The organism is Stenotrophomonas cyclobalanopsidis (genome assembly GCF_008710035.1).
Classification (GTDB): domain Bacteria; phylum Pseudomonadota; class Gammaproteobacteria; order Xanthomonadales; family Xanthomonadaceae; genus Stenotrophomonas; species Stenotrophomonas cyclobalanopsidis.
Map to the genome: position 1 here is coordinate 99,780 of NZ_VYKI01000002.1, position 20,139 is coordinate 119,918.

12 protein-coding genes and 4 tRNA genes are annotated in these 20,139 nt (G+C 64.0%); 1 reads left to right on the plus strand and 15 read right to left on the minus strand.

The window, feature by feature from the left end; all coding sequences use genetic code 11:
• Window positions 1–179 precede the first annotated feature (179 nt).
• The 15 genes from rpoC to FJU31_RS02415 all read right to left on the minus strand — a co-directional run bounded on the left by rpoC (window position 180) and on the right by FJU31_RS02415 (window position 16,744).
• The gene (gene rpoC / locus FJU31_RS02340; protein WP_150453315.1) at window positions 180–4,403 is read right to left on the minus strand and encodes a DNA-directed RNA polymerase subunit beta'; all 4,224 of its coding nucleotides are present in this window, start codon (window positions 4,401–4,403) and stop codon (window positions 180–182) included.
• A gap of 87 nt (window positions 4,404–4,490) precedes the next feature.
• Window positions 4,491–8,645, minus strand: a complete 4,155-nt coding sequence (gene rpoB / locus FJU31_RS02345; RefSeq protein WP_108758330.1) for a DNA-directed RNA polymerase subunit beta — start codon at window positions 8,643–8,645, stop codon at window positions 4,491–4,493.
• Between the two features lie 307 nt (window positions 8,646–8,952).
• The gene (gene rplL, locus FJU31_RS02350) at window positions 8,953–9,318 is read right to left on the minus strand and encodes a 50S ribosomal protein L7/L12 (RefSeq protein ID WP_108767846.1); all 366 of its coding nucleotides are present in this window, start codon (window positions 9,316–9,318) and stop codon (window positions 8,953–8,955) included.
• Between the two features lie 64 nt (window positions 9,319–9,382).
• The gene (gene rplJ / locus FJU31_RS02355) at window positions 9,383–9,916 is read right to left on the minus strand and encodes a 50S ribosomal protein L10 (protein WP_150453316.1); all 534 of its coding nucleotides are present in this window, start codon (window positions 9,914–9,916) and stop codon (window positions 9,383–9,385) included.
• A gap of 387 nt (window positions 9,917–10,303) precedes the next feature.
• Window positions 10,304–11,002, minus strand: a complete 699-nt coding sequence (gene rplA, locus FJU31_RS02365) for a 50S ribosomal protein L1 (protein WP_079220747.1) — start codon at window positions 11,000–11,002, stop codon at window positions 10,304–10,306.
• Between the two features lie 4 nt (window positions 11,003–11,006).
• A complete protein-coding gene (gene rplK / locus FJU31_RS02370; RefSeq protein WP_004145248.1) occupies window positions 11,007–11,435 on the minus strand; it encodes a 50S ribosomal protein L11 in 429 nt (142 codons plus the stop codon).
• Between the two features lie 286 nt (window positions 11,436–11,721).
• Window positions 11,722–12,282: a transcription termination/antitermination protein NusG gene (nusG, locus tag FJU31_RS02375; protein ID WP_150453317.1), complete on the minus strand. Its 561-nt coding sequence runs from the start codon at window positions 12,280–12,282 to the stop codon at window positions 11,722–11,724.
• A 10-nt stretch (window positions 12,283–12,292) separates the two neighbouring features.
• Window positions 12,293–12,706, minus strand: coding sequence for a preprotein translocase subunit SecE (secE, locus tag FJU31_RS02380; RefSeq protein ID WP_079220746.1), 414 nt, complete (start codon window positions 12,704–12,706; stop codon window positions 12,293–12,295).
• 48 nt (window positions 12,707–12,754) lie between these two features.
• Window positions 12,755–12,830: transfer RNA gene (locus FJU31_RS02385), tRNA-Trp, on the minus strand.
• Between the two features lie 103 nt (window positions 12,831–12,933).
• Complete coding sequence (gene tuf, locus FJU31_RS02390; protein ID WP_079220753.1) at window positions 12,934–14,124, minus strand: elongation factor Tu; 1,191 nt, start codon at window positions 14,122–14,124, stop codon at window positions 12,934–12,936.
• Between the two features lie 39 nt (window positions 14,125–14,163).
• Window positions 14,164–14,239 (minus strand) — tRNA-Thr (locus tag FJU31_RS02395).
• A 48-nt stretch (window positions 14,240–14,287) separates the two neighbouring features.
• Window positions 14,288–14,361 (minus strand) — tRNA-Gly (locus FJU31_RS02400).
• A gap of 26 nt (window positions 14,362–14,387) precedes the next feature.
• Window positions 14,388–14,473: transfer RNA gene (locus tag FJU31_RS02405), tRNA-Tyr, on the minus strand.
• A gap of 137 nt (window positions 14,474–14,610) precedes the next feature.
• Window positions 14,611–15,627 carry an isoaspartyl peptidase/L-asparaginase family protein gene (locus tag FJU31_RS02410; protein ID WP_150453318.1) on the minus strand — a complete coding sequence of 339 codons (1,017 nt, stop codon included), beginning with the start codon at window positions 15,625–15,627 and terminating at the stop codon, window positions 14,611–14,613.
• Between the two features lie 91 nt (window positions 15,628–15,718).
• Window positions 15,719–16,744 (minus strand): cyanophycinase, encoded by a 1,026-nt coding sequence (locus FJU31_RS02415; protein ID WP_150453319.1) that lies wholly within the window; start codon window positions 16,742–16,744, stop codon window positions 15,719–15,721.
• A 171-nt stretch (window positions 16,745–16,915) separates the two neighbouring features.
• On the opposite strand from FJU31_RS02415, the gene FJU31_RS02420 reads away from it, so the two are divergent.
• A complete protein-coding gene (locus tag FJU31_RS02420) occupies window positions 16,916–19,654 on the plus strand; it encodes a TonB-dependent receptor plug domain-containing protein (RefSeq protein ID WP_150453320.1) in 2,739 nt (912 codons plus the stop codon).
• Window positions 19,655–20,139: the final 485 nt, after the last annotated feature.

A 20,139-nucleotide genomic window follows, 5' to 3' on the forward strand; every position in this document is an offset into this window, starting at 1 on the left:
CAGGAAAGCAGTCAAACGCCTCCTGTCAAGCCCGTTCCTGATCCTGGAGCGTTACTGGGGAGCCTCCGTGCACCCCGTTCAGGTTGGTCGGGTGGATCGCGGACGATCCCCCCTGCCCTTTCCCAAAGGCCGACCGGTGCAGTCGAGCAAGCTCGACTCTACCGACCGGACCTGATACCTCATTCTTCGCCAGACGCCGGTTCAGCTTCGGCTTCGACGGCCGGGGCTTCGACGGCTGCCGGGGTGCCGGTCAGGGCCTGCATCTCCGAGTCGGTGAGACCCGAAGCGCCGCGGCGGCGGCTGCTGTGGTACGACAGACCGGTACCGGCCGGGATCAGGCGGCCGACGATGACGTTTTCCTTCAGGCCGCGCAGGTTGTCCTTGGTGCCGCGGACGGCAGCTTCGGTCAGCACGCGGGTGGTTTCCTGGAAGGAAGCGGCCGAGATGAACGATTCGGTCGCCAGCGATGCCTTGGTGATACCCAGCAGGACCGGATCGAAGCGCGCCGGCAGCTCGTTACGGGTCGACAGGCGCGCATTCTCCTCGATTACGCGCTGGCGCTCCACCTGTTCGCCGTTCAGGAACTTGCTGCTGCCCTGGTCGGTGATCTCGACCTTGCGCAGCATCTGGCGGGTGATGACCTCGATGTGCTTGTCGTTGATCTTCACGCCCTGCAGGCGGTACACGTCCTGGATTTCCTTGACCAGGTAGGCAGCCAGCGGTTCGACACCCAGCAGGCGCAGGATGTCCTGCGGGCTCGGCTCGCCGTCCACGATGGTTTCACCCTTGGTGACATGCTCGCCTTCGAACACGATGACCTGGCGGTACTTCGGGATCAGCTCTTCGTGTTCCGAACCATCGGTGTCCTTGATGATCAGGCGCTGCTTGCCCTTGGTGTCCTTGCCGAAGCTGATGATGCCCGAACGCTCGGCCAGCACCGCCGGATCCTTCGGCTTGCGGGCTTCGAACAGATCGGCCACGCGCGGCAGACCACCGGTGATGTCGCGGGTCTTCGACGCTTCCTGCGGGATCTTGGCGACGACGTCGCCCACGCCCACTGCGGCGCCGTCCTGCAGGTTGACGATCGAACGCGGCGGCAACAGGTACTGTGCCGGCAGATCGGTGCCCGGGATGGTCAGGTCGTTGCCCTTGGCGTCGACGATGCGCACGATCGGGCGCAGGTCCTTGGCCTGGGTACCACGACGCTTCGGATCGGTGATTTCGCGCGACGCCAGGCCGGTCAGCTCATCGGTCTTCTCGATGACGGTGATGCCGTCGACGAAGTCGATGAAGCGGATGAAGCCGGCAACTTCCGACACGATCGGGTGGTTATGCGGATCCCAGTTGGCCACGGTCTGGCCAGCCTTCACTGCATCGCCATCCTTGGAGGCGATCATCGAACCGTACGGCAGCTTGTAACGCTCACGCTCACGGCCGTGGGCATCGAGCACCGAGATTTCGCCCGAGCGCGACACTGCCACCAGCGAGCCATTGGCGTGCTCGACCGACTTGAGGTTGCTGAACTTGACCGAACCGGTGGTCTTGACGGTGATGTTGTCGACCGCAGCAGCTCGCGACGCCGCACCACCGATGTGGAACGTACGCATGGTCAGCTGGGTACCCGGCTCACCGATGGACTGGGCGGCGATGACGCCGACCGCTTCACCGATGTTGACGATGTGGCCACGGGCCAGATCGCGGCCGTAGCAGCGACCGCAGACACCGAAGGCCGATTCGCAGGAGATGGTCGAACGGACCTTGATGGTCTGCACGCCGGCATCTTCCAGCTTGGCCACCCAGGCTTCGTCGAGCAGGGTGTTGCGGGTGACGATCGGATCTTCGTCGTTGCCCGGCAGGAACACGTCCTCGGCAACCACGCGACCCAGCACGCGATCCTTCAGCGGCTCGACCACGTCGCCGCCTTCCACGATCGGGGTCATGATCAGGCCTTCGGTGGTACCGCAATCCACCTCGGTGATGACCACGTCCTGCGCGACGTCGACCAGACGACGGGTCAGGTAACCCGAGTTCGCGGTCTTCAGTGCGGTATCGGCCAGACCCTTACGGGCACCGTGGGTGGAGTTGAAGTACTCCTGCACGTTCAGGCCTTCGCGGAAGTTCGCCTTGATGGGCGTCTCGATGATCGAGCCGTCCGGACGCGCCATCAGGCCTCGCATGCCGGCCAGCTGACGGATCTGCGCCTGCGAACCACGCGCACCGGAGTCAGCCATGATGTACAGCGAGTTCATCGACTTCTGGTCGATGGTCTCGCCCTTGGCATTGACGACCTTCTCGGTACCGATGGTGTCCATCATCGCCTTGGCGATGCGCTCATTGGTGCGCGACCAGATGTCGACCACCTTGTTGTAGCGCTCGCCGGCGGTGACCAGGCCCGACTGGTACTGCTCCTGGATTTCCAGCACTTCGGCTTCGGCCTCGGTGAGGATGCCCTTCTTCTCGTCCGGGATCAGCATGTCGTCGATGCCGATGGAGACGCCGGCGCGGGTCGCGTAAGCGAAGCCGGTGTACATCAGCTTGTCGGCGAACACGACCGTGTCCTTCAGGCCCAGCTGGCGGTAGCTGGAGTTGATCAGGCGGCTGATGTTCTTCTTGGTCAGCTCGGTGTTGGCCAGCGCGAACGGCAGGCCTTCCGGCAGGATTTCAGCCAGCAGGGCGCGACCGATCGTGGTGTCCACGATCGAGGTCTTGTTCTGCTTGTTGCCTTCTTCGTCGGTCACCACTTCGGTGATGCGGACCTTGACGCGTGCGTGCAGTTCCACCACGCGGTTGTCGTAGGCGCGCTTGACTTCGGCGATGTTGGCGAAGGCCATGCCCTCGCCCTTCTTGTTTTCCAGCGAGCGGGTCATGTAGTACAGACCCAGCACGACGTCCTGCGACGGCACGATGATCGGCTCGCCGTTGGCCGGCGACAGGATGTTGTTGGTCGACATCATCAGCGCACGCGCTTCCAGCTGGGCTTCCAGCGAGAGCGGCACGTGGACGGCCATCTGGTCACCGTCGAAGTCGGCGTTGAACGCGGTGCAGACCAGCGGGTGCAGCTGGATGGCCTTGCCTTCGATCAGCACCGGCTCGAACGCCTGGATGCCCAGGCGGTGCAGGGTCGGCGCACGGTTCAGCATGACCGGGTGTTCGCGGATGACCTCTTCCAGGATGTCCCAGACTTCGGCTTCTTCGCGCTCGACCAGCTTCTTGGCGGCCTTGATGGTGGTGGCCAGGCCACGACGCTGCAGCTTGGCGAAGACGAACGGCTTGAACAGCTCGAGCGCCATCTTCTTCGGCAGGCCGCACTGGTGCAGGCGCAGGTACGGGCCGACCACGATGACCGAACGGCCCGAGTAGTCGACGCGCTTGCCCAGCAGGTTCTGGCGGAAGCGGCCCTGCTTGCCCTTGATCATGTCGGCCAGCGACTTCAGCGGGCGCTTGTTGGTGCCGGTGATGGCACGGCCGCGACGGCCGTTGTCCAGCAGCGCATCGACCGATTCCTGCAGCATGCGCTTTTCATTGCGCACGATGATGTCCGGCGCGCTCAGTTCGAGCAGGCGGCGCAGGCGGTTGTTGCGGTTGATGACGCGGCGGTACAGGTCGTTCAGATCGGAGGTCGCGAAGCGGCCGCCATCCAGCGGGACCAGCGGACGCAGGTCCGGCGGCAGCACCGGCAGCACGGTCATGACCATCCATTCCGGACGGTTGCCCGATTCCAGGAAGGCTTCGATCAGCTTGATGCGCTTGGTGAGGCGCTTCAGCTTGGTTTCCGAACCGGTAGCGGCGATTTCCTCGCGCAGGCGGGTCATTTCCGACTGCAGGTCGATGGTGCGCAGCAGTTCGTACACGGCCTCGGCGCCCATGGCGGCGTCGAAGTCGTCACCGTGTTCCTGGCGGGCGGTCAGGTATTGTTCTTCGGTCAGCAGCTGGCGGCGCTCCAGGGCGGTCAGGCCCGGCTCGGTCACCACGTAGGCTTCGAAGTACAGCACGCGCTCGATGTCACGCAGGGTCATGTCCAGCATCAGGCCGATGCGCGACGGCAGCGACTTGAGGAACCAGATGTGCGCGACCGGCGAGGCCAGATCGATATGGCCCATGCGCTCGCGGCGCACCTTGGCCAGGGTCACCTCGGTGCCGCACTTCTCGCAGACCACGCCGCGGTGCTTCATGCGCTTGTACTTGCCGCACAGGCACTCGTAGTCCTTGACCGGCCCGAAGATGGCGGCGCAGAACAGGCCGTCACGCTCCGGCTTGAAGGTACGGTAGTTGATGGTTTCCGGCTTCTTCACTTCGCCGAAGGACCACGAACGGATCAGGTCCGGCGAGGCCAGCGCGATCTTGATCGCGTCGAAGTCCAGCGTCTGGCGCTGCTGGTTGAAGAGGTTGAGCAGGTCTTTCATGGTGTTCTCCAGAAGGAGGAATGCTGTGTCGATGGGCTTTCAGTTGACTGCCAGCGGCGCGGCGGCGGACCGCCGCGCCGGCATGGATCAGTTGTCTTCCAGTTCCATGTTGATGGCCAGCGAGCGGATTTCCTTCACCAGCACGTTGAAGGATTCCGGCATGCCCGCGACCATCTCGTGCTCACCGTCGACGATGTTCTTGTACATCTGGTTGCGGCCCTGCACGTCATCGGACTTCACCGTCAGCATTTCCTGCAGGGTGTAGGCCGCGCCGTAGGCTTCCAGCGCCCAGACTTCCATTTCACCGAAGCGCTGGCCGCCGAACTGCGCCTTGCCGCCCAGCGGCTGCTGGGTGACGAGCGAGTACGGACCGGTCGAACGGGCGTGCATCTTGTCGTCGACCAGGTGGTTCAGCTTCAGGTAGTGCATGTAACCGACGGTGGTGTGGCGGTCGAAGGCTTCACCGGTGCGGCCGTCGTACAGCTGGGTCTGGCCACTGCTCGGCAGGTCGGCCAGTTCCAGCATGCGCTTGATTTCCGCTTCGGTGGCGCCGTCGAACACCGGGGTGGCCATCGGCACGCCGTCGGTGAGGTTACGGGCCAGGCGCAGCAGTTCCTCGTCGCTGAACTGCGAGAGGTCGACACGGTTGGCCACGTTGGTGTCGTCGTGGTTGTAGATGTCGTCCAGGAACTTGCGCAGGTCGGCAACCGCAGCCTGGGCTTCCATCATCGCCTGGATCTTGCGACCCAGGCCCTTGGCTGCCCAGCCCAGGTGCACTTCCAGGATCTGGCCGATGTTCATGCGCGACGGCACGCCCAGCGGGTTCAGCACGATGTCCACGGTTTCACCCGAGGCCATGTACGGCATGTCCTCGACCGGCACCACGTTGGAGACCACACCCTTGTTGCCGTGGCGGCCTGCCATCTTGTCGCCCGGCTGGATGCGCCGCTTCACGGCCAGGAACACCTTGACCATCTTCAGCACGCCCGGGGCGAGGTCGTCGCCGGCGGTGATCTTGCCGCGCTTGTCGGCGAAGCGACGCTCGAATTCCTTCTCGTGCGCCTGGATCTGCTTCTGGGCGCGCTCGATGGCTTCCGAAGCGTCCTCGTCCTTCATGCGCAGGGCGAACCAGTCAGCCTTCTTCAGGCCGTCCAGGTAGGCGTCGGAGATGACGTCGCCCTTCTTCAGGCCTGCACCACCGTTGACCACCTTGCCCACGATCTGCGAACGCAGACGCATGTAGATGGCGGCTTCCAGGATGCGGAACTGGTCGTCGAAGTCCTTCTTGACGCGCTTGATTTCAGACTCTTCGATCTGGCGGGCGCGCTTGTCCTTCTCGATGCCGTCGCGGGTGAAGACCTGCACGTCGATGACGGTGCCGTCCATGCCCGGCGGAACGCGCAGCGAACTGTCCTTAACGTCCGAAGCCTTCTCGCCGAAGATCGCGCGCAGCAGCTTCTCTTCCGGGGTCAGCTGGCTTTCGCCCTTCGGGGTGACCTTGCCGACCATGATGTCGCCGGCGCGGACTTCCGCACCGATGTACACCACGCCGCTTTCGTCCAGGCGGTTCAGCGCCTGCTCGGAAACGTTCGGGATGTCGGCGGAGATTTCCTCCGGCCCCAGCTTGGTGTCACGCGCGACGCAGGTCAGCTCTTCGATGTGGATCGTGGTGTAGCGATCCTCTTCCACCACGCGCTCGGAGAGCAGGATGGAGTCTTCGAAGTTGTAGCCGTTCCACGGCATGAACGCGATCAGCATGTTCTGGCCCAGGGCCAGTTCGCCGATGTCGGTGGACGGACCGTCGGCCAGCACGTCGCCGCGGGCGATGACGTCACCCACCTGGACCAGCGGACGCTGGTTGATGCAGGTGTTCTGGTTCGAACGGGTGTACTTGACCAGGTTGTAGATGTCGACGCCGGCGTCGGTGGCACCGACGATTTCTTCCTCGACCACCTTGACCACGATGCGCGCGGCGTCGATCTGCACGATCTCGCCACCACGACGGGCGTTGACGGTCACACCGGAGTCACGCGCCACGGCGCGCTCGATGCCGGTACCGACCAGCGGCTTCTGCGCACGCAGGGTCGGCACGGCCTGACGCTGCATGTTCGCGCCCATCAGTGCGCGGTTTGCGTCATCGTGCTCCAGGAACGGAACCAGCGCGGCCGCGATCGATACGGTCTGCATCGGCGAGACGTCCATGAAGTGGACTTCCGCCGGCGGCTTCAGCAGCGATTCGCCCTGGAAACGGCAGGGAACGAACTGCTCGGTCAGCACGCTGTCGGCATTGGTCAGGGCGTTGGCCTGCGCAATGACGTACTCGTTTTCTTCGATGGCCGACAGGAACTCGACTTCGTCGAAGACCTTGCCGTCCACGACCTTGCGGTACGGGGTTTCGAGGAAACCGTACTTATTGGTGCGGGCATACACGGCCAGCGAGTTGATCAGGCCGATGTTCGGGCCTTCCGGCGTTTCGATGGTGCAGACGCGGCCGTAATGGGTCGGGTGCACGTCGCGCACTTCGAAGCCGGCGCGCTCGCGGGTCAGGCCGCCCGGGCCCAGGGCCGAGACGCGACGCTTGTGGGTCACTTCCGACAGCGGGTTGTTCTGATCCATGAACTGCGACAGCTGCGAGGAGCCGAAGAACTCCTTGATGGCAGCGGCAACCGGCTTGGCGTTGATCAGCTCCTGCGGGGTCAGGCCTTCCGACTCGGCCATCGACAGGCGCTCCTTGACCGCGCGCTCGACGCGGACCAGGCCGACGCGGAACACGTTCTCGGCCATTTCGCCGACCGAACGCACGCGACGGTTGCCCAGGTGATCGATGTCATCGACCACGCCGCGACCGTTGCGGATCTCGGTCAGGACCTTGATCACGTCCAGGATGTCGGAGCTGTCGCCGTGGGCACCGACCAGGCGCTTGGACTCTTCGTCGTTGCGCTCGCCGAAGTACTTGCTGTCATACAGCACGGCTTCGCCGGTGGTTTCCTTGCGGCCCACGCGACGGTTGAACTTCATCCGGCCGACCGCGGACAGGTCGTAGCGCTCGAAGGTGAAGAACAGGTTGTGGAACAGGTTCTGCGCGGCATCCTTGGTCGGCGGCTCGCCCGGACGCATCATGCGGTAGATCTCGACCAGGGCTTCCAGCTGGGTCTTGGTCGGATCGATGCGCAGGGTGTTGGACAGGTACGGGCCACGATCCAGGTCGTTCACCCACAGGGTGCCCACCGCATCGACGCCGGCCTTGCGGAAGTTCTGCAGCTGCTCGTCGCTGATCTCGTCGTTGGCCTGGGCCAGCAGTTCGCCGGTCGAGGCATCGACCACGTCGTGCGACAGGATGCGGCCGACGATGTAGTCGTCCGGCACGGCCAGGGCGGCAATGCCCGAGGCTTCCAGCTGCTTGATGTGACGCGCGGTGATGCGCTTGCCGGCTTCCACGATGACCTTGTCGCCGTCGGCGAGGTCGAAGCCCAGGGTTTCGCCACGCAGGCGCTCCGGCACCAGCTCCAGCTGGACGCCTTCATCCGGGTTGATGTGGAAGGTGTTGATCTCGAAGAACTCGGCCAGCATCTCTTCGTTGCTGTAGCCAAGCGCGCGCAGCAGGATCGACACCGGCAGCTTGCGGCGACGGTCGATACGGGTGAACAGCGCGTCCTTCGGGTCGAACTCGAAGTCCAGCCAGGAACCGCGGTAAGGAATGATGCGGGCGCTGTACAGCAGCTTGCCCGAGCTGTGGGTCTTGCCACGGTCGTGGTCGAAGAACACGCCCGGCGAACGGTGCAGCTGCGAGACGATGACGCGCTCGGTGCCGTTGACGATGAAGGTGCCGTTCTCGGTCATCAGCGGGATTTCGCCCAGATAGACCTCCTGCTCCTTCACGTACTTGATGGCCTTGGTCGACGACTCGCGGTCGTAGATGACCAGGCGCACGGTCACGCGCAGCGGCGCACCGTAGCTCATGCCACGCTGACGGCACTCACGCTCGTCGAAGACCGGCTCGCCCAGCTTGTAGCCGACGTATTCCAGGGCGGCATTGCCGCTGTAGCTGGCGATCGGGAAGACCGACTTCAGCGCAGCGTGCAGGCCGTAATCGGCGCGCTTGGCCGGATCGATGTTTTCCTGCAGGAAATCACGGTAGGAGTCCACCTGGATGGCCAGCAGGAACGGCACTTCGAGGATCGAGCGCTGCTTGCCGAAATCCTTGCGGATACGCTTTTTTTCGGTGAACGAATAGGACGTCATGAGGTCTTCCACCTTGTTGTGCGGGCCGTGCGCCCACGACCCGAAGGAAACTTGAAATTGTCAGTTGGAAGTCGCTGGTATTGCCGGCACCAGCACGCCTTCTCTTGCTACTTCCAACTGCCAACTCGTCTGCATCTACTGCCCTGCTGCCGCGCGAGGCGCTGGCTGGCGAGGTTGTGACCGCAGCCCGTGTTGGGCTTTTTTCCGCATTTACATCGTGTATTGCATGAAACGACCAAAGGCCGGGGGCTTACGCCCCCAGCCTTGGCTGCATCGCCGTGAATCGATGACGATGCAAGGGAAGTGCTTACTTGACTTCGACAGTCGCGCCAGCAGCTTCCAGGTCCTTCTTCATCTTCTCGGCTTCGTCCTTCGAAGCGTTGTCCTTCAGGACGCCGCCGGCTTCGGCCAGGTCCTTCGCTTCCTTCAGGCCCAGGCCGGTGATGGCGCGGACGGCCTTGATGACTTCAACCTTCTTGTCGCCAGCGGACTTCAGGGTGACGACGAATTCGGTCTGCTCTTCAACGACGGCAGCCGGGCCAGCCACAGCGGCGGCAACCGGAGCAGCGGCGGAGACGCCGAACTTCTCTTCGATGGCCTTGACCAGCTCCATCACTTCCATCAGGGACTTCTCGGCGATGGCGTCGACGATCTGTTCGTTGGTAAGGGACATGATAATTACCTTTGGATGATTTTCTGGGATGAGGTTCCGCGAGGAACCACTAAATAGTCGAAACTCAGGCGGTCTCGGCGGCCGGTTCAGCAGCTTCAGCGGCTTCGCCACCGTTCTGCTTGTCACCGATGGCCTTGATGGCGCGGGCGAACATCGTGACCGGTTCGGTCAGGACGCGTGCCAGCATTGCCAGGGCCTGGTCACGGGTCGGCAGCGAGGCCAACACGTCGACGTGGCTTGCCGGGAACACTTCACCACCGATGGCGACGACTTTAGCCTTCAGCTTGTCGTTGCCCTTGGCGGCGTCCTTGATCAGGCGACCGGCTGCACCGGGCTCCTCGAGCGAGAACGCGTACAGCAGCGGACCAACCATCTGGTCCTGTGCGACTGCGAACTCGGTGCCTTCAACGGCACGCGAAGCCAGGGTGTTCTTGACAACTTTCAAGAAAACGCCGGTTTCACGAGCCTGCTTGCGCATCGCGGTCATCTGGGCGACCGTGGTGCCAGCGTATTCGGCTGCGATCAAGGAGTGTGCCTTGCCAGCAACTTCTGCCAGCTCCGCGACTACTTCTTGCTTCTGGGACAGATTGAGAGCCATTGCACTCCTCCAATTGAACTCCGCTTACGGCTCCTGCCGTGCGCGGTCCTGTGCGGCATCCGTCCTGGACGCCGGGAACATCGGAATGATGTTCCGGGGGGTGGGCCGTTCCAGACCTGGATGGCAATCAGGGAAAATCCCGGAAATGCGTGAACCAGAAAAACTCCAGAAGGGCACCATCTACGCAGGTTGATTCCGAAGAATCGATTAAGCGGTCATTGCTGCTCCGGCGGCGACTCCCTGCCATATCGAGCTTCCGTGCCCGTCGCCGGTATTGCCACGACCGCGCCTGCGGTCTTTGACGGCTACCGCCAGCAGCGAACTGCCGGCGATGCCTTCAAATGTCACGGTCACGGTGCCCGAGGGTACCGTGACCGCTTGAAACAATTACTTCAGGGTCAGCGACGACTGGTCGACGGTGACGCCCGGGCCCATCGTCGAGCTGACCGAAACCTTCTGCAGGTAGGTGCCCTTCGAGGTCGCCGGCTTGGCCTTGATCAGGTCCAGCAGCAGCGCGGTCAGGTTCGACTTCAGCGCGTCTTCGGCGAAGTCGGCCTTGCCGATGGTGCAGTGGATGATACCGGCCTTGTCGGTGCGGTAACGGACCTGGCCCGACTTGGCGTTCTTCACGGCTTCACCCGGATTCGGGGAAACGGTGCCGACCTTCGGGTTCGGCATCAGGCCGCGCGGGCCCAGCACGGTGCCCAGCTTACCGACGACGCGCATGGCGTCCGGGGTCGCGATGACGACGTCGTAGTTCAGATCGCCGGCCTGCATCTTCTCGGCCAGATCGTCCATACCGACGGCTTCGGCGCCAGCGGCCAGGGCTTCGTCAGCCTTGGCACCGGCCGGAGCGAAGACGGCGACGCGGACCGACTTGCCGGTACCAGCCGGCAGCACGGTGGAGCCACGGACCTGCTGGTCGGACTTCTTGGCATCGACGCCCAGGCGCACGGCGACATCGATCGACTCGACGAACTTGGCCTTGGTGGCGGTCTTCAGGATGTTGATCGCGTCTTCGAAGGCGTACGACTTGCCCGGGACAACGGCGGCCTTGATGGCCTTTTCGCGCTTGTTCTGTGCCATCTGATTAACCCTCCACCACGAGGCCCATGGAACGGGCAGAGCCAGCGATGGTACGCACGGCGGCGTCCAGATCGGCGGCAGTCAGATCCGGCTCCTTCGCCTTGGCGATCTCTTCCAGCTGCTTACGGGTGACCTTGCCGACCTTCTCGGTGTTCGGGCGCTTGGAGCCCGACGAGATGCCAGCGGCCTTCTTCAGCAGGGTGGTGGCCGGGGTGCTCTTGGTGATGAAGGTGAACGTACGGTCCGAATAGGCCGTGATGATCACCGGAACCGGCAGACCCGGCTCGAGCTTCTGCGTGGCAGCGTTGAACGCCTTGCAGAATTCCATGATGTTCAGGCCGCGCTGACCCAGCGCAGGACCGACCGGCGGCGAGGGGTTGGCCTGACCGGCCTTCACCTGCAGCTTGATGTAACCGACAACTTTCTTTGCCATGAGTATGCTCTCCGGGTGCTAGCGCCTTGCGACAACAGGCTCCCCATCGGACCGGGAATCACGCGTCCCGGCATCGCGTTTTGAAATCATGCTGAAGGCCACCTTGCGGCGGCCTCGTCCTGCTGGCTTCCCAGCGGGGAGCCGCGCACTATAACAGGTTTTTTCTTCACATGCCTGAAGCGACACGTAAAAGAACGAAACCGGGCGATGCCCGGTTCCTGGTTGCGTAGAGTCGAGCTTGCTCGACTGATCAGCAAAGTCGAGCAAGCTCGACTCTACGGACAGATCAGACGGCCTTTTCGACCTGGCCGAATTCGAGCTCGACCGGAGTGGCACGACCGAAGATCAGCACCGAGACGCGCAGACGGCTCTTCTCGTAGTTGACTTCTTCGACGACGCCATTGAAATCGTTGAACGGGCCGTCGGTGACGCGGACCATCTGGCCCGGCTCGAACAGCACCTTCGGACGCGGCTTCTCGACACCTTCCTGAACGCGGTTCAGGATGGCCTCGGCCTCGGAATCGGCGATCGGCAGCGGACGATCGGCGGTGCCGCCGATGAAGCCCATGACGCGCGGGGTTTCCTTGACGAGGTGCCAGCTTTCATTGTCGATGCGCGGGATGCCGGCTTCTTCGTGGGTCTCGATCTGGACCAGCACGTAACCCGGGAAGAACTTGCGCTCGGAACGGCGCTTCTGGCCAGCGCGCATCTCGACCACTTCTTCGGTCGGGACCAGTACATCGCCGAAGCGCTCTTCCATGCCATCACGGACGATGCGATCACGCAGGGCCTGCGCAACCGACTTCTCGAAGCTCGAATAGGCGTGAACGACGTACCAACGCTTCATGCAAATCTCCTTAGCGGGTCAGGAACAGCTGGACCAGCCGCTGAATGACGTAATCGAATCCACCCAGCAGCAGACTGAGGATGATCACCACAACCATCACGACCCAGGTCATGCGGGTGGCTTCCTGGCGCGTCGGCCAGACCACCTTGCGCAGCTCGAAGCGCGACTCGGAGAGGAACTCGCGGGTATCACGACCCTTGCCGGTCAGCAGGAACACACCAATACCACCGGCCAGACCCACGACAACGGCCAACGCACGCAGCTGACCCGTCCACGCGCCCAGCTGGGCAGCGCGACCGGAGTCAGCGGAGAACCAGAACCAGACGAACAGACCAGCCAGCACCAGCAGCGTGGCGAGGGCGTACTTGACGATATCCCCACCCTGGGTGGAGGTGTCCTTGGAGTGTTCGATCTTGCTATTCATCAGGCTATGTCTGCTTTAGCGGCCGAACCGCTGGATAAGGTGGGCAGATGGCACGCCAGGAGGGACTCGAACCCCCAACCTGCGGTTTTGGAGACCGCTGCTCTGCCAATTGAGCTACTGGCGTACAGATTGAAACTTGCCTTCCCTTAGACGGCGAAGGCGGACCGAGGTTCCCGGCCCGCCACTCGCCCGACCGGCAGCGCTATGCAACCGCCGGCTTTGCAGGCTTACTCGAGGATGCTGGCGACGACGCCGGCACCGACGGTACGACCACCTTCGCGGATTGCGAAGCGCAGGCCGGCGTCCATTGCGACCGGGTTGATCAGGGTGACAACCATCTTGATGTTGTCGCCCGGCATCACCATCTCGACGCCTTCCGGCAGCTCAACCGCACCGGTGATGTCGGTGGTACGGAAGTAGAACTGCGGACGGTAGCCCTTGAAGAACGGGGTGTGACGGCCACCTTCATCCTTCGACAGCACGTAGACTTCGGCGTCGAACTTGGTGTGCGGCTTGATCGAACCCGGCTTGGCCAGGACCTGGCCACGCTCGACGTCGTCACGCTTGGTGCCGCGCAGCAGCAGACCGGCGTTGTCGCCTGCCTGGCCCTGGTCCAGCAGCTTGCGGAACATTTCGACGCCGGTCACGGTGGTCTTCTGCACCGGACGGATGCCGACGATTTCGATTTCTTCGCCGACCTTGATCACGCCGCGCTCGATACGACCGGTCACCACGGTGCCGCGGCCCGAGATCGAGAACACGTCTTCCACCGGCATCAGGAACGGCTTGTCGACGTCACGCTCCGGGGTCGGGATCCAGCTGTCGAGAGCTTCGACCAGCTTGATCACGGCCGGCACGCCGATGTCGCTCTGGTCGCCTTCCAGCGCCAGGCGGGCCGAACCCGAGATGATCGGGGTGTCGTCGCCCGGGAAGTCGTACTTGCTCAGCAGCTCGCGGACTTCCATTTCGACCAGTTCCAGCAGCTCGGCATCGTCAACCATGTCGGCCTTGTTCAGGAACACGACGATGTACGGCACGCCGACCTGACGCGACAGCAGGATGTGCTCGCGGGTCTGCGGCATCGGGCCGTCAGCGGCCGAGCACACCAGGATCGCGCCGTCCATCTGGGCAGCACCGGTGATCATGTTCTTGACGTAGTCAGCGTGGCCCGGGCAATCGACGTGGGCGTAGTGACGGGTGGTGGATTCGTATTCGACGTGCGCGGTCGAGATCGTGATACCACGAGCCTTCTCTTCCGGAGCGGCGTCAATGGCCGAGTAGTCCTTGAACTCGCCGCCGAAACGCTCGGCGCCGATCTTGGTCAGTGCGGCGGTCAGCGTGGTCTTGCCGTGGTCGACGTGACCGATGGTGCCGACGTTGACGTGCGGCTTGGTGCGCTCGAACTTACCCTTGGCCATGGCTGCTTATCTCGAATTCGTCTGGTGTGGTGCTTAAGATGGTGCTCACAAAAGGAATCGAACCTTCGACCTCTTCCTTACCAAGGAAGTGCTCTACCGACTGAGCTATGTGAGCGAGTTGTGCATTATGGCATGAACTCGATAATATTCAAAGTTCATTCAATGGAGCGGGAGACGGGAATCGAACCCGCACCATCAGCTTGGAAGGCTGAGGTTCTACCATTGAACTACTCCCGCACCGGGAATGTGCCACAACGTGAATCTGGTGGAGGGAGGTGGATTCGAACCACCGAAGGCGTAAGCCAGCAGATTTACAGTCTGCCCCCGTTGGCCGCTTGGGTATCCCTCCTTACCACCCCATCCCGTTGCCGCCGAAGCGTTGCGGTGCGTGGTGGTGAGCCGCTTATTCTGCTGATGGAACGGGGGGCTGTCAACGCTTTTTTCGGTTTTTTTCACACGCTGTCGCAAACCCATTGATACGCAAGGTTATTGCCCCGGCAGCACCAGGGTCTCGCTGGCGAAAATTGCGACATGGGGCACTCCGTCGGCGCCAATCCAGCCCCGATACATGCCCTGCGTGTTGAACGGCGTGGCTGCTTTTCCATCTGCGGACAGCACGATGGCGCCGCCATCGCCACCCATCTGCGGGATGGCGTCGTTGATGACGCCCTTGCCGGCCTGCTCCGGCGTCTGCCCCTGGTAGCGCATGCGCGCACAGATCTCGTGCGCCGCTGCGGTGCGGATGTAGTACTCGCCCCAACCGGTGCCGGACACCGCGCAGCGCGCATCGGCCCAGGTGCCGGCACCGATGATCGGTGAGTCACCCACGCGCCCGTAGCGCTTGTTGGTCATGCCGCCGGTGGACGTGCCTGCTGCAAGATGCCCCTGTGCATCCAGCGCGACGGCACCGACGGTGCCGAAATGCTTGGCGGTTTCGAGATCGGCATGGGCCTGGCCGCCGGCCTCTTCCCTCAGTGCGCGCTGCAGCTGCTGCCAGCGCTTGTCGGTGCGGAAATACGAGGGATCCACCAGGCTGACACCCTGCTCCACCGCGAACGCCTCGGCGCCCTGCCCGACCATCATCACGTGCGGCGATTTCTGCATGACCCGCTGCGCCAGCTGGATCGGGTTGCGCACGCGCTGCACGCCCGCGACCGCACCGGCTGCCTGGGTGGCGCCATCCATCAGCGAAGCGTCCAGTTCGTTGTGGCCGTCATGGGTGAACACCGCGCCCTTGCCTGCATTGAAGGTGGGATCGTCCTCGAGCACGGTGATCGCCGCGGTGACCGCCGCCAGCGCCGGACGACCCGCCGCCAGTTCCGCATGCCCCTTCAACAGCGCCGCCTTCAGCGCCGCGCGCGCAGCCTTCTCCTCGGCCGGCGACAGATCCTTGCGCTCGACCCCTGCCCCGCCATGGATGACCAGCAGCGGCGAGGTGGACGGCGCTGCCTGCGCGAGCAGGGGCATGGACAACAGGGCAGACAGCGCCAGGCGCATTTTCATCGGGTACGTCTCCAAGGAGTGTAGTTCGGTAGCGCCGGGCCACGCCCGACGGAAAGAGCGATGCGGCAAGGCCGCCGGGCATGGTCCGGCACTACCGGCGCGTGATTTCGATCTCGCCGTCGGTGATGTCGGCCATGGCGTGGTAGTCGACGTCGGCCTGGAAGTCATCCAGGCGCAGGCGGCCACCGCTGGCGACCACGGTGACCGGCACGGCATGGAACTGCAATGGCTCGCCTTCGACCATCCGGTCGGCGTCGCGGCCGGGGCTGACCACCCAGACCTTGCCCTGGCCATCGGCGCTGTAGACCTGGGCCTGGCCGTCGGGCTCCACGCACAGCGCGGTGTCCTCGTCCACGCCGATGCCGACCATGTCCGGATCACCACTTTCCTGCGCGGCGCGGGCCACGAACACGATCAGGCGTCCGAGCCGGTCGCGCTTGTCGAAGTGGGTATCGGTAACCACGCGCTGCAGGTAGGGCATGTGCAGGAAGCCGCTGTCCAGGGTGACCGCGCTGCCCATCGGGTCGGCCAGCGCGCCGGCCGAGGTGATGCTGCCGCCATCGAGCGCGCCGTAGGCATAGCCGCCAAGGATCGCCAGCCCGGCGCTGGTGCCGGCAATCGGCTTGCCGGCGCGGACATGCGCATTGAGCGCACGGTTGAGCGCCGTGCCCTTCCAGAAGCGGATGTAGCGTGACTGGTCACCGCCGGCGATGAAGATGGCATCGGCGGCGGCAACCACGCGCAGCACGGCCGGATCGTCGGCACCGCGGCGGTTGTCGAACACCAGGGTCTGCACGGCGGTGGTGCCGCCGATATCGCGGTACAGGCGTTCCTGCAGTTCATCGGCACCGGATGCGCGCAGGATCAGCACGCGGCCGTTGCCGGCCTGCCGCAGCCACCACTGGAAGGCCTCGGGCACCCACTCGCCGCCGCCCATCAGCATCATCGCTGGGGCGCGTGGACCGGGACGGGGTGCATCCAGGTCGCCAATCTCGTAATAATCGAAACCGGAGGAATGCAGGTCGCGGGAGTCCCGCGCCGACGCCAGCGGGGCCATCACGGCCAGCACCAGCCCCAGCACGAGGCTTGACCAGAATCGGCGGACAAGGGAACTCATCGTAGATCTCCCTGAACAGAATTGGCTTGCAACCGTTTTCACTCTTTGCCAGATGAAAGACCTGTAGTCAAGAGCATGAAAAAAGCGTTAAATGCGCGCGCCCATTCCGGATTGTGAATGGGGGACAGGGCCCCTCCTCTGCGGGCCGGCTTCATTCCCGAGATATTTCTCATGCGTAGACAGGCGATGGCGTGGTCGATCCAGCTGGCGTTGATGGGTGTTGCTGCCTCGGCAGCGGCCCAGGGCCCCGGCTCCTCTTCGGTGCAGCAACTTGATGCAGTCCAGGTAACCGGTTCGCGCATCCCGCGCGCGCAGGTGGAAGGCCCGGCACCGATCACGGTGATCAATGCCGAGGAGATCCGCTCCAGCGGCTTCACCACGGTGCCTGACGTGCTGCGTGCGATGACCCAGAACGGCGGCGAGACCCAGAGCCAGCAGTCCTCCAGCGGCGCCGACTTCTCGCCGGGCGCACAGCAGGTCGACCTGCGCGGGCTGGGCCCGAACCACACCCTGGTGCTGGTCAACGGCCGCCGCATCGCCGATTTCCCGATGCCCTTCCAGGGCCGCAGCAACTTCACCGACGTGTCCAACATCCCGCTGGGCATGATCGACCGCATCGAAGTGCTGACCGGCAGCGCCTCGGCCATCTACGGCTCGGATGCGATCGCCGGCGTGGTCAACTTCATCCTGAAGAAGAAGGCCGACGGCACCACCGTCGACGTGCGCATGGGCACCACCAGCGAAGGCGGCGGCGAGTCGTTCGACATGAGCCTGTCCAGCGGCTTCAGCAAGGGCAACTTCAATGCGGTCTACAGCGTGGAGCTGCAGTCGCAGACGCCACTGTGGGCCTATGAGCGCGACATCCAGGATTCGACCCAGGACGGGCCGACCGAAGGCTCGCGCATCGCACGCCGCTCCTACCTGCGCACCGACTACAACGATGACTACCTGGACCCGGGCGCGGCCACCTGCGAAGCGCTGGCCGGGCAGAACCAGGGCAGCACCTACCACGCCTTCCGCCCGCGCTATGGCTACTACTGCGGCAGCGACGCGTCGATTGGCTACGGCACCATCCTCAGCAAGCGCCGCGGCGCCAACGGCTATGCCTCGCTGAGCTACGACTTCGACAACGGCCAGCAGTGGTTTGCCGACGTGCAGATGGGATACCACACGCTGGCGCTGATGCGCGACGTCACCTCGTGGGGACGCATGGCGGCCGATGGCGATGAGTCGGGCTACTTCAACAACGAGGCCACCGGCGAGATCGAATTCTGGCAGCGCCAGTTCTCGCCCGAGGAAATGGGGGGCCTGCGCAACGCCATGGTGCGCAGCACGCAGAAGACCTTCAGCGTGACCACCGGCTTCAAGGGCAACCTGGCGGGCAACTGGGATTACGAAGCGGCGCTGAGCCATTCGCAGTACCAGTCGCGGATCAGCTGGCCGCAGATCATTGCCGCCAAGGCCAACGACCTGTTCCTGGGGCCGCAGCTGGGCGAGGACGATGATGGCTTCCCGATCTACAACGCCGACCCGTCGCGCCTGTACCGGCCGCTGACCCGCGCCGAGTACGAGTCGATCGCCGCGCGCACGACCTACACGCCGAAATCGCGCACCGAGACGGCGGCGCTGACCCTGACCAACGGTGCGCTGTTCGGCCTGCCCGGCGGCGATGCGGGCTTCGCCGCGACTGTGGAAGTGGGCCAGCAGGCCTACGCGTTGAATCCCGATCCGCTGGCGACCGAGTACTACTATTACAGCTGGAAGGATTCGGACGGCAAGGGGTCGCGCAACCGCTGGGCGACCGCCGCCGAGCTGCGCCTGCCGCTGCACGACACGCTGAACCTGAGCGTGGCCGGCCGTTACGACCAGTACCGCTACTCCGGCCATACCATCGGCAAGGCGACCTGGAGCGGCGGCCTGGAGTGGCGTCCAGTGGACAGCCTGCTGGTGCGCGGCTCCTACGGCACCGCGTTCCGTGCGCCGGACCTGCACTATGTGTTCGCCGGCCCGGGCAACGACGAGACCACGGCCGAAGATCTGTACAGCTGCCGTGCCGACGACGCCGATGACTGCTCCGACTACGAGCGCAACGTGATCCGCAGCCGCAGCGGCAACCGCGAGCTCGACCCGGAAACCAGCACCTCGTGGAGCGCAGGCTTCGTATGGTCGCCGGCCGCCGGCCTGGACCTGTCGGTGGACTGGTTCGACATCGACATGCGCAAGCAGGTGCAGGACATGGACGTGCGCACGATCCTGGCCAGCGAAGCGAACTGCCGCCTGGGCGACGCCGACATCACCTCGCCGACCTGCGTGGACGCGCTGGCGCGGGTGACCCGCAACGCCGACGGCCGCCTGTACGGCGTGTACGTCAACCCGATCAACGTGGCGCGCGAGTCGACCTCGGGCATCGACGTGGGCCTGCGCTACCGCCTGCAGACCGGTGCCGGTGACTTCATCTTCAACGGCACCCACACCTGGGTGAAGGAGCATGATTTCCAGCGCTACCCGGGCGACCCCATCGAAGACCAGTTCGCGGTGAACAGCGGCTTCGACATCCCGCGCACCAAGACCAGCGTCAGCGTGACCTGGGAGAAGGATGCGTGGTCGGCCACCGTGTACGGCTCGCGCCTGGGCAAGCTGCCGAACTCGGACAGCTACGACCAGGTGTTCGACCCGGACAGCGGCGACAGCCCGTACATCAAGGCCACCTACCGTTACAACGCGTCGGTGCAGTATCGCTTCGACGACCACTCGCGCCTGTCGCTGTCGGTGGTCAACGTGTTCAACAAGATGCCGCCGAAGGACGCCACCTACACGGCCTACCCGTACTACGACGTGTCCTGGTTCGACAGCGTCGGCCGCACGATCAACCTGCAGTACACCCACAAGTTCGGCGGCAGCGCGTTGTAAGCGCGTTTTCGCAGGACGTGGACGACACGGCCCGCCATTGGCGGGCCTTGTTGTTTATGCACACCGCTTTGGTAGATGCCCACCTTGGTGGGCTCCGCTTCGCCGCGCGCCCACCAAGGTGGGCGACTACCAGTGCACAAGAGGCGATGGGAACCTGGCCTTGGTAGATGAGCACCAGAGCGGGCGGCGCCATGTTTTCCACACGACGCGTGGAAAGCGATGGGAACTTGGTGTGGACAAGTGGGCGCGAGCATTGCGCCGCAGGCGTTTCCGGGCATGGTGATTTTTTGTCCACGGCGCCAGCGGTTTTCCACACGGTACGTGGAGAGCGATGGGAACTTGATGTGGACAAGTGGGTGCGAGCGTTACGCCGCAGGCGTTTTCAGGCATGGTGAAATTTTGTCCACAGTGCGCGCAAGCTTCTGTAGAACCGAGCCGATGCTCGGCTCCGGCTGGCATCAGCCGAGCATGGGCTCGGCTCTACA

Excerpts from the sequence above, each read along its gene's own strand:
- nusG (WP_150453317.1), bottom strand. The coding sequence starts at position 12,282 with ATGAAGCGTTGGTACGTCGTTCACGCCTATTCGAGCTTCGAGAAGTCG.
- rpoC (WP_150453315.1), bottom strand. The coding sequence starts at position 4,403 with ATGAAAGACCTGCTCAACCTCTTCAACCAGCAGCGCCAGACGCTGGAC.
- rpoB (WP_108758330.1), bottom strand. The coding sequence starts at position 8,645 with ATGACGTCCTATTCGTTCACCGAAAAAAAGCGTATCCGCAAGGATTTC.
- rplA (WP_079220747.1), bottom strand. The coding sequence starts at position 11,002 with ATGGCACAGAACAAGCGCGAAAAGGCCATCAAGGCCGCCGTTGTCCCG.
- rplL (WP_108767846.1), bottom strand. The coding sequence starts at position 9,318 with ATGTCCCTTACCAACGAACAGATCGTCGACGCCATCGCCGAGAAGTCC.
- FJU31_RS02420 (WP_150453320.1), top strand. The coding sequence starts at position 16,916 with ATGCGTAGACAGGCGATGGCGTGGTCGATCCAGCTGGCGTTGATGGGT.
- FJU31_RS02415 (WP_150453319.1), bottom strand. The coding sequence starts at position 16,744 with ATGAGTTCCCTTGTCCGCCGATTCTGGTCAAGCCTCGTGCTGGGGCTG.
- rplK (WP_004145248.1), bottom strand. The coding sequence starts at position 11,435 with ATGGCAAAGAAAGTTGTCGGTTACATCAAGCTGCAGGTGAAGGCCGGT.
- rplJ (WP_150453316.1), bottom strand. The coding sequence starts at position 9,916 with ATGGCTCTCAATCTGTCCCAGAAGCAAGAAGTAGTCGCGGAGCTGGCA.
- FJU31_RS02410 (WP_150453318.1), bottom strand. The coding sequence starts at position 15,627 with ATGAAAATGCGCCTGGCGCTGTCTGCCCTGTTGTCCATGCCCCTGCTC.
- tuf (WP_079220753.1), bottom strand. The coding sequence starts at position 14,124 with ATGGCCAAGGGTAAGTTCGAGCGCACCAAGCCGCACGTCAACGTCGGC.
- secE (WP_079220746.1), bottom strand. The coding sequence starts at position 12,706 with ATGAATAGCAAGATCGAACACTCCAAGGACACCTCCACCCAGGGTGGG.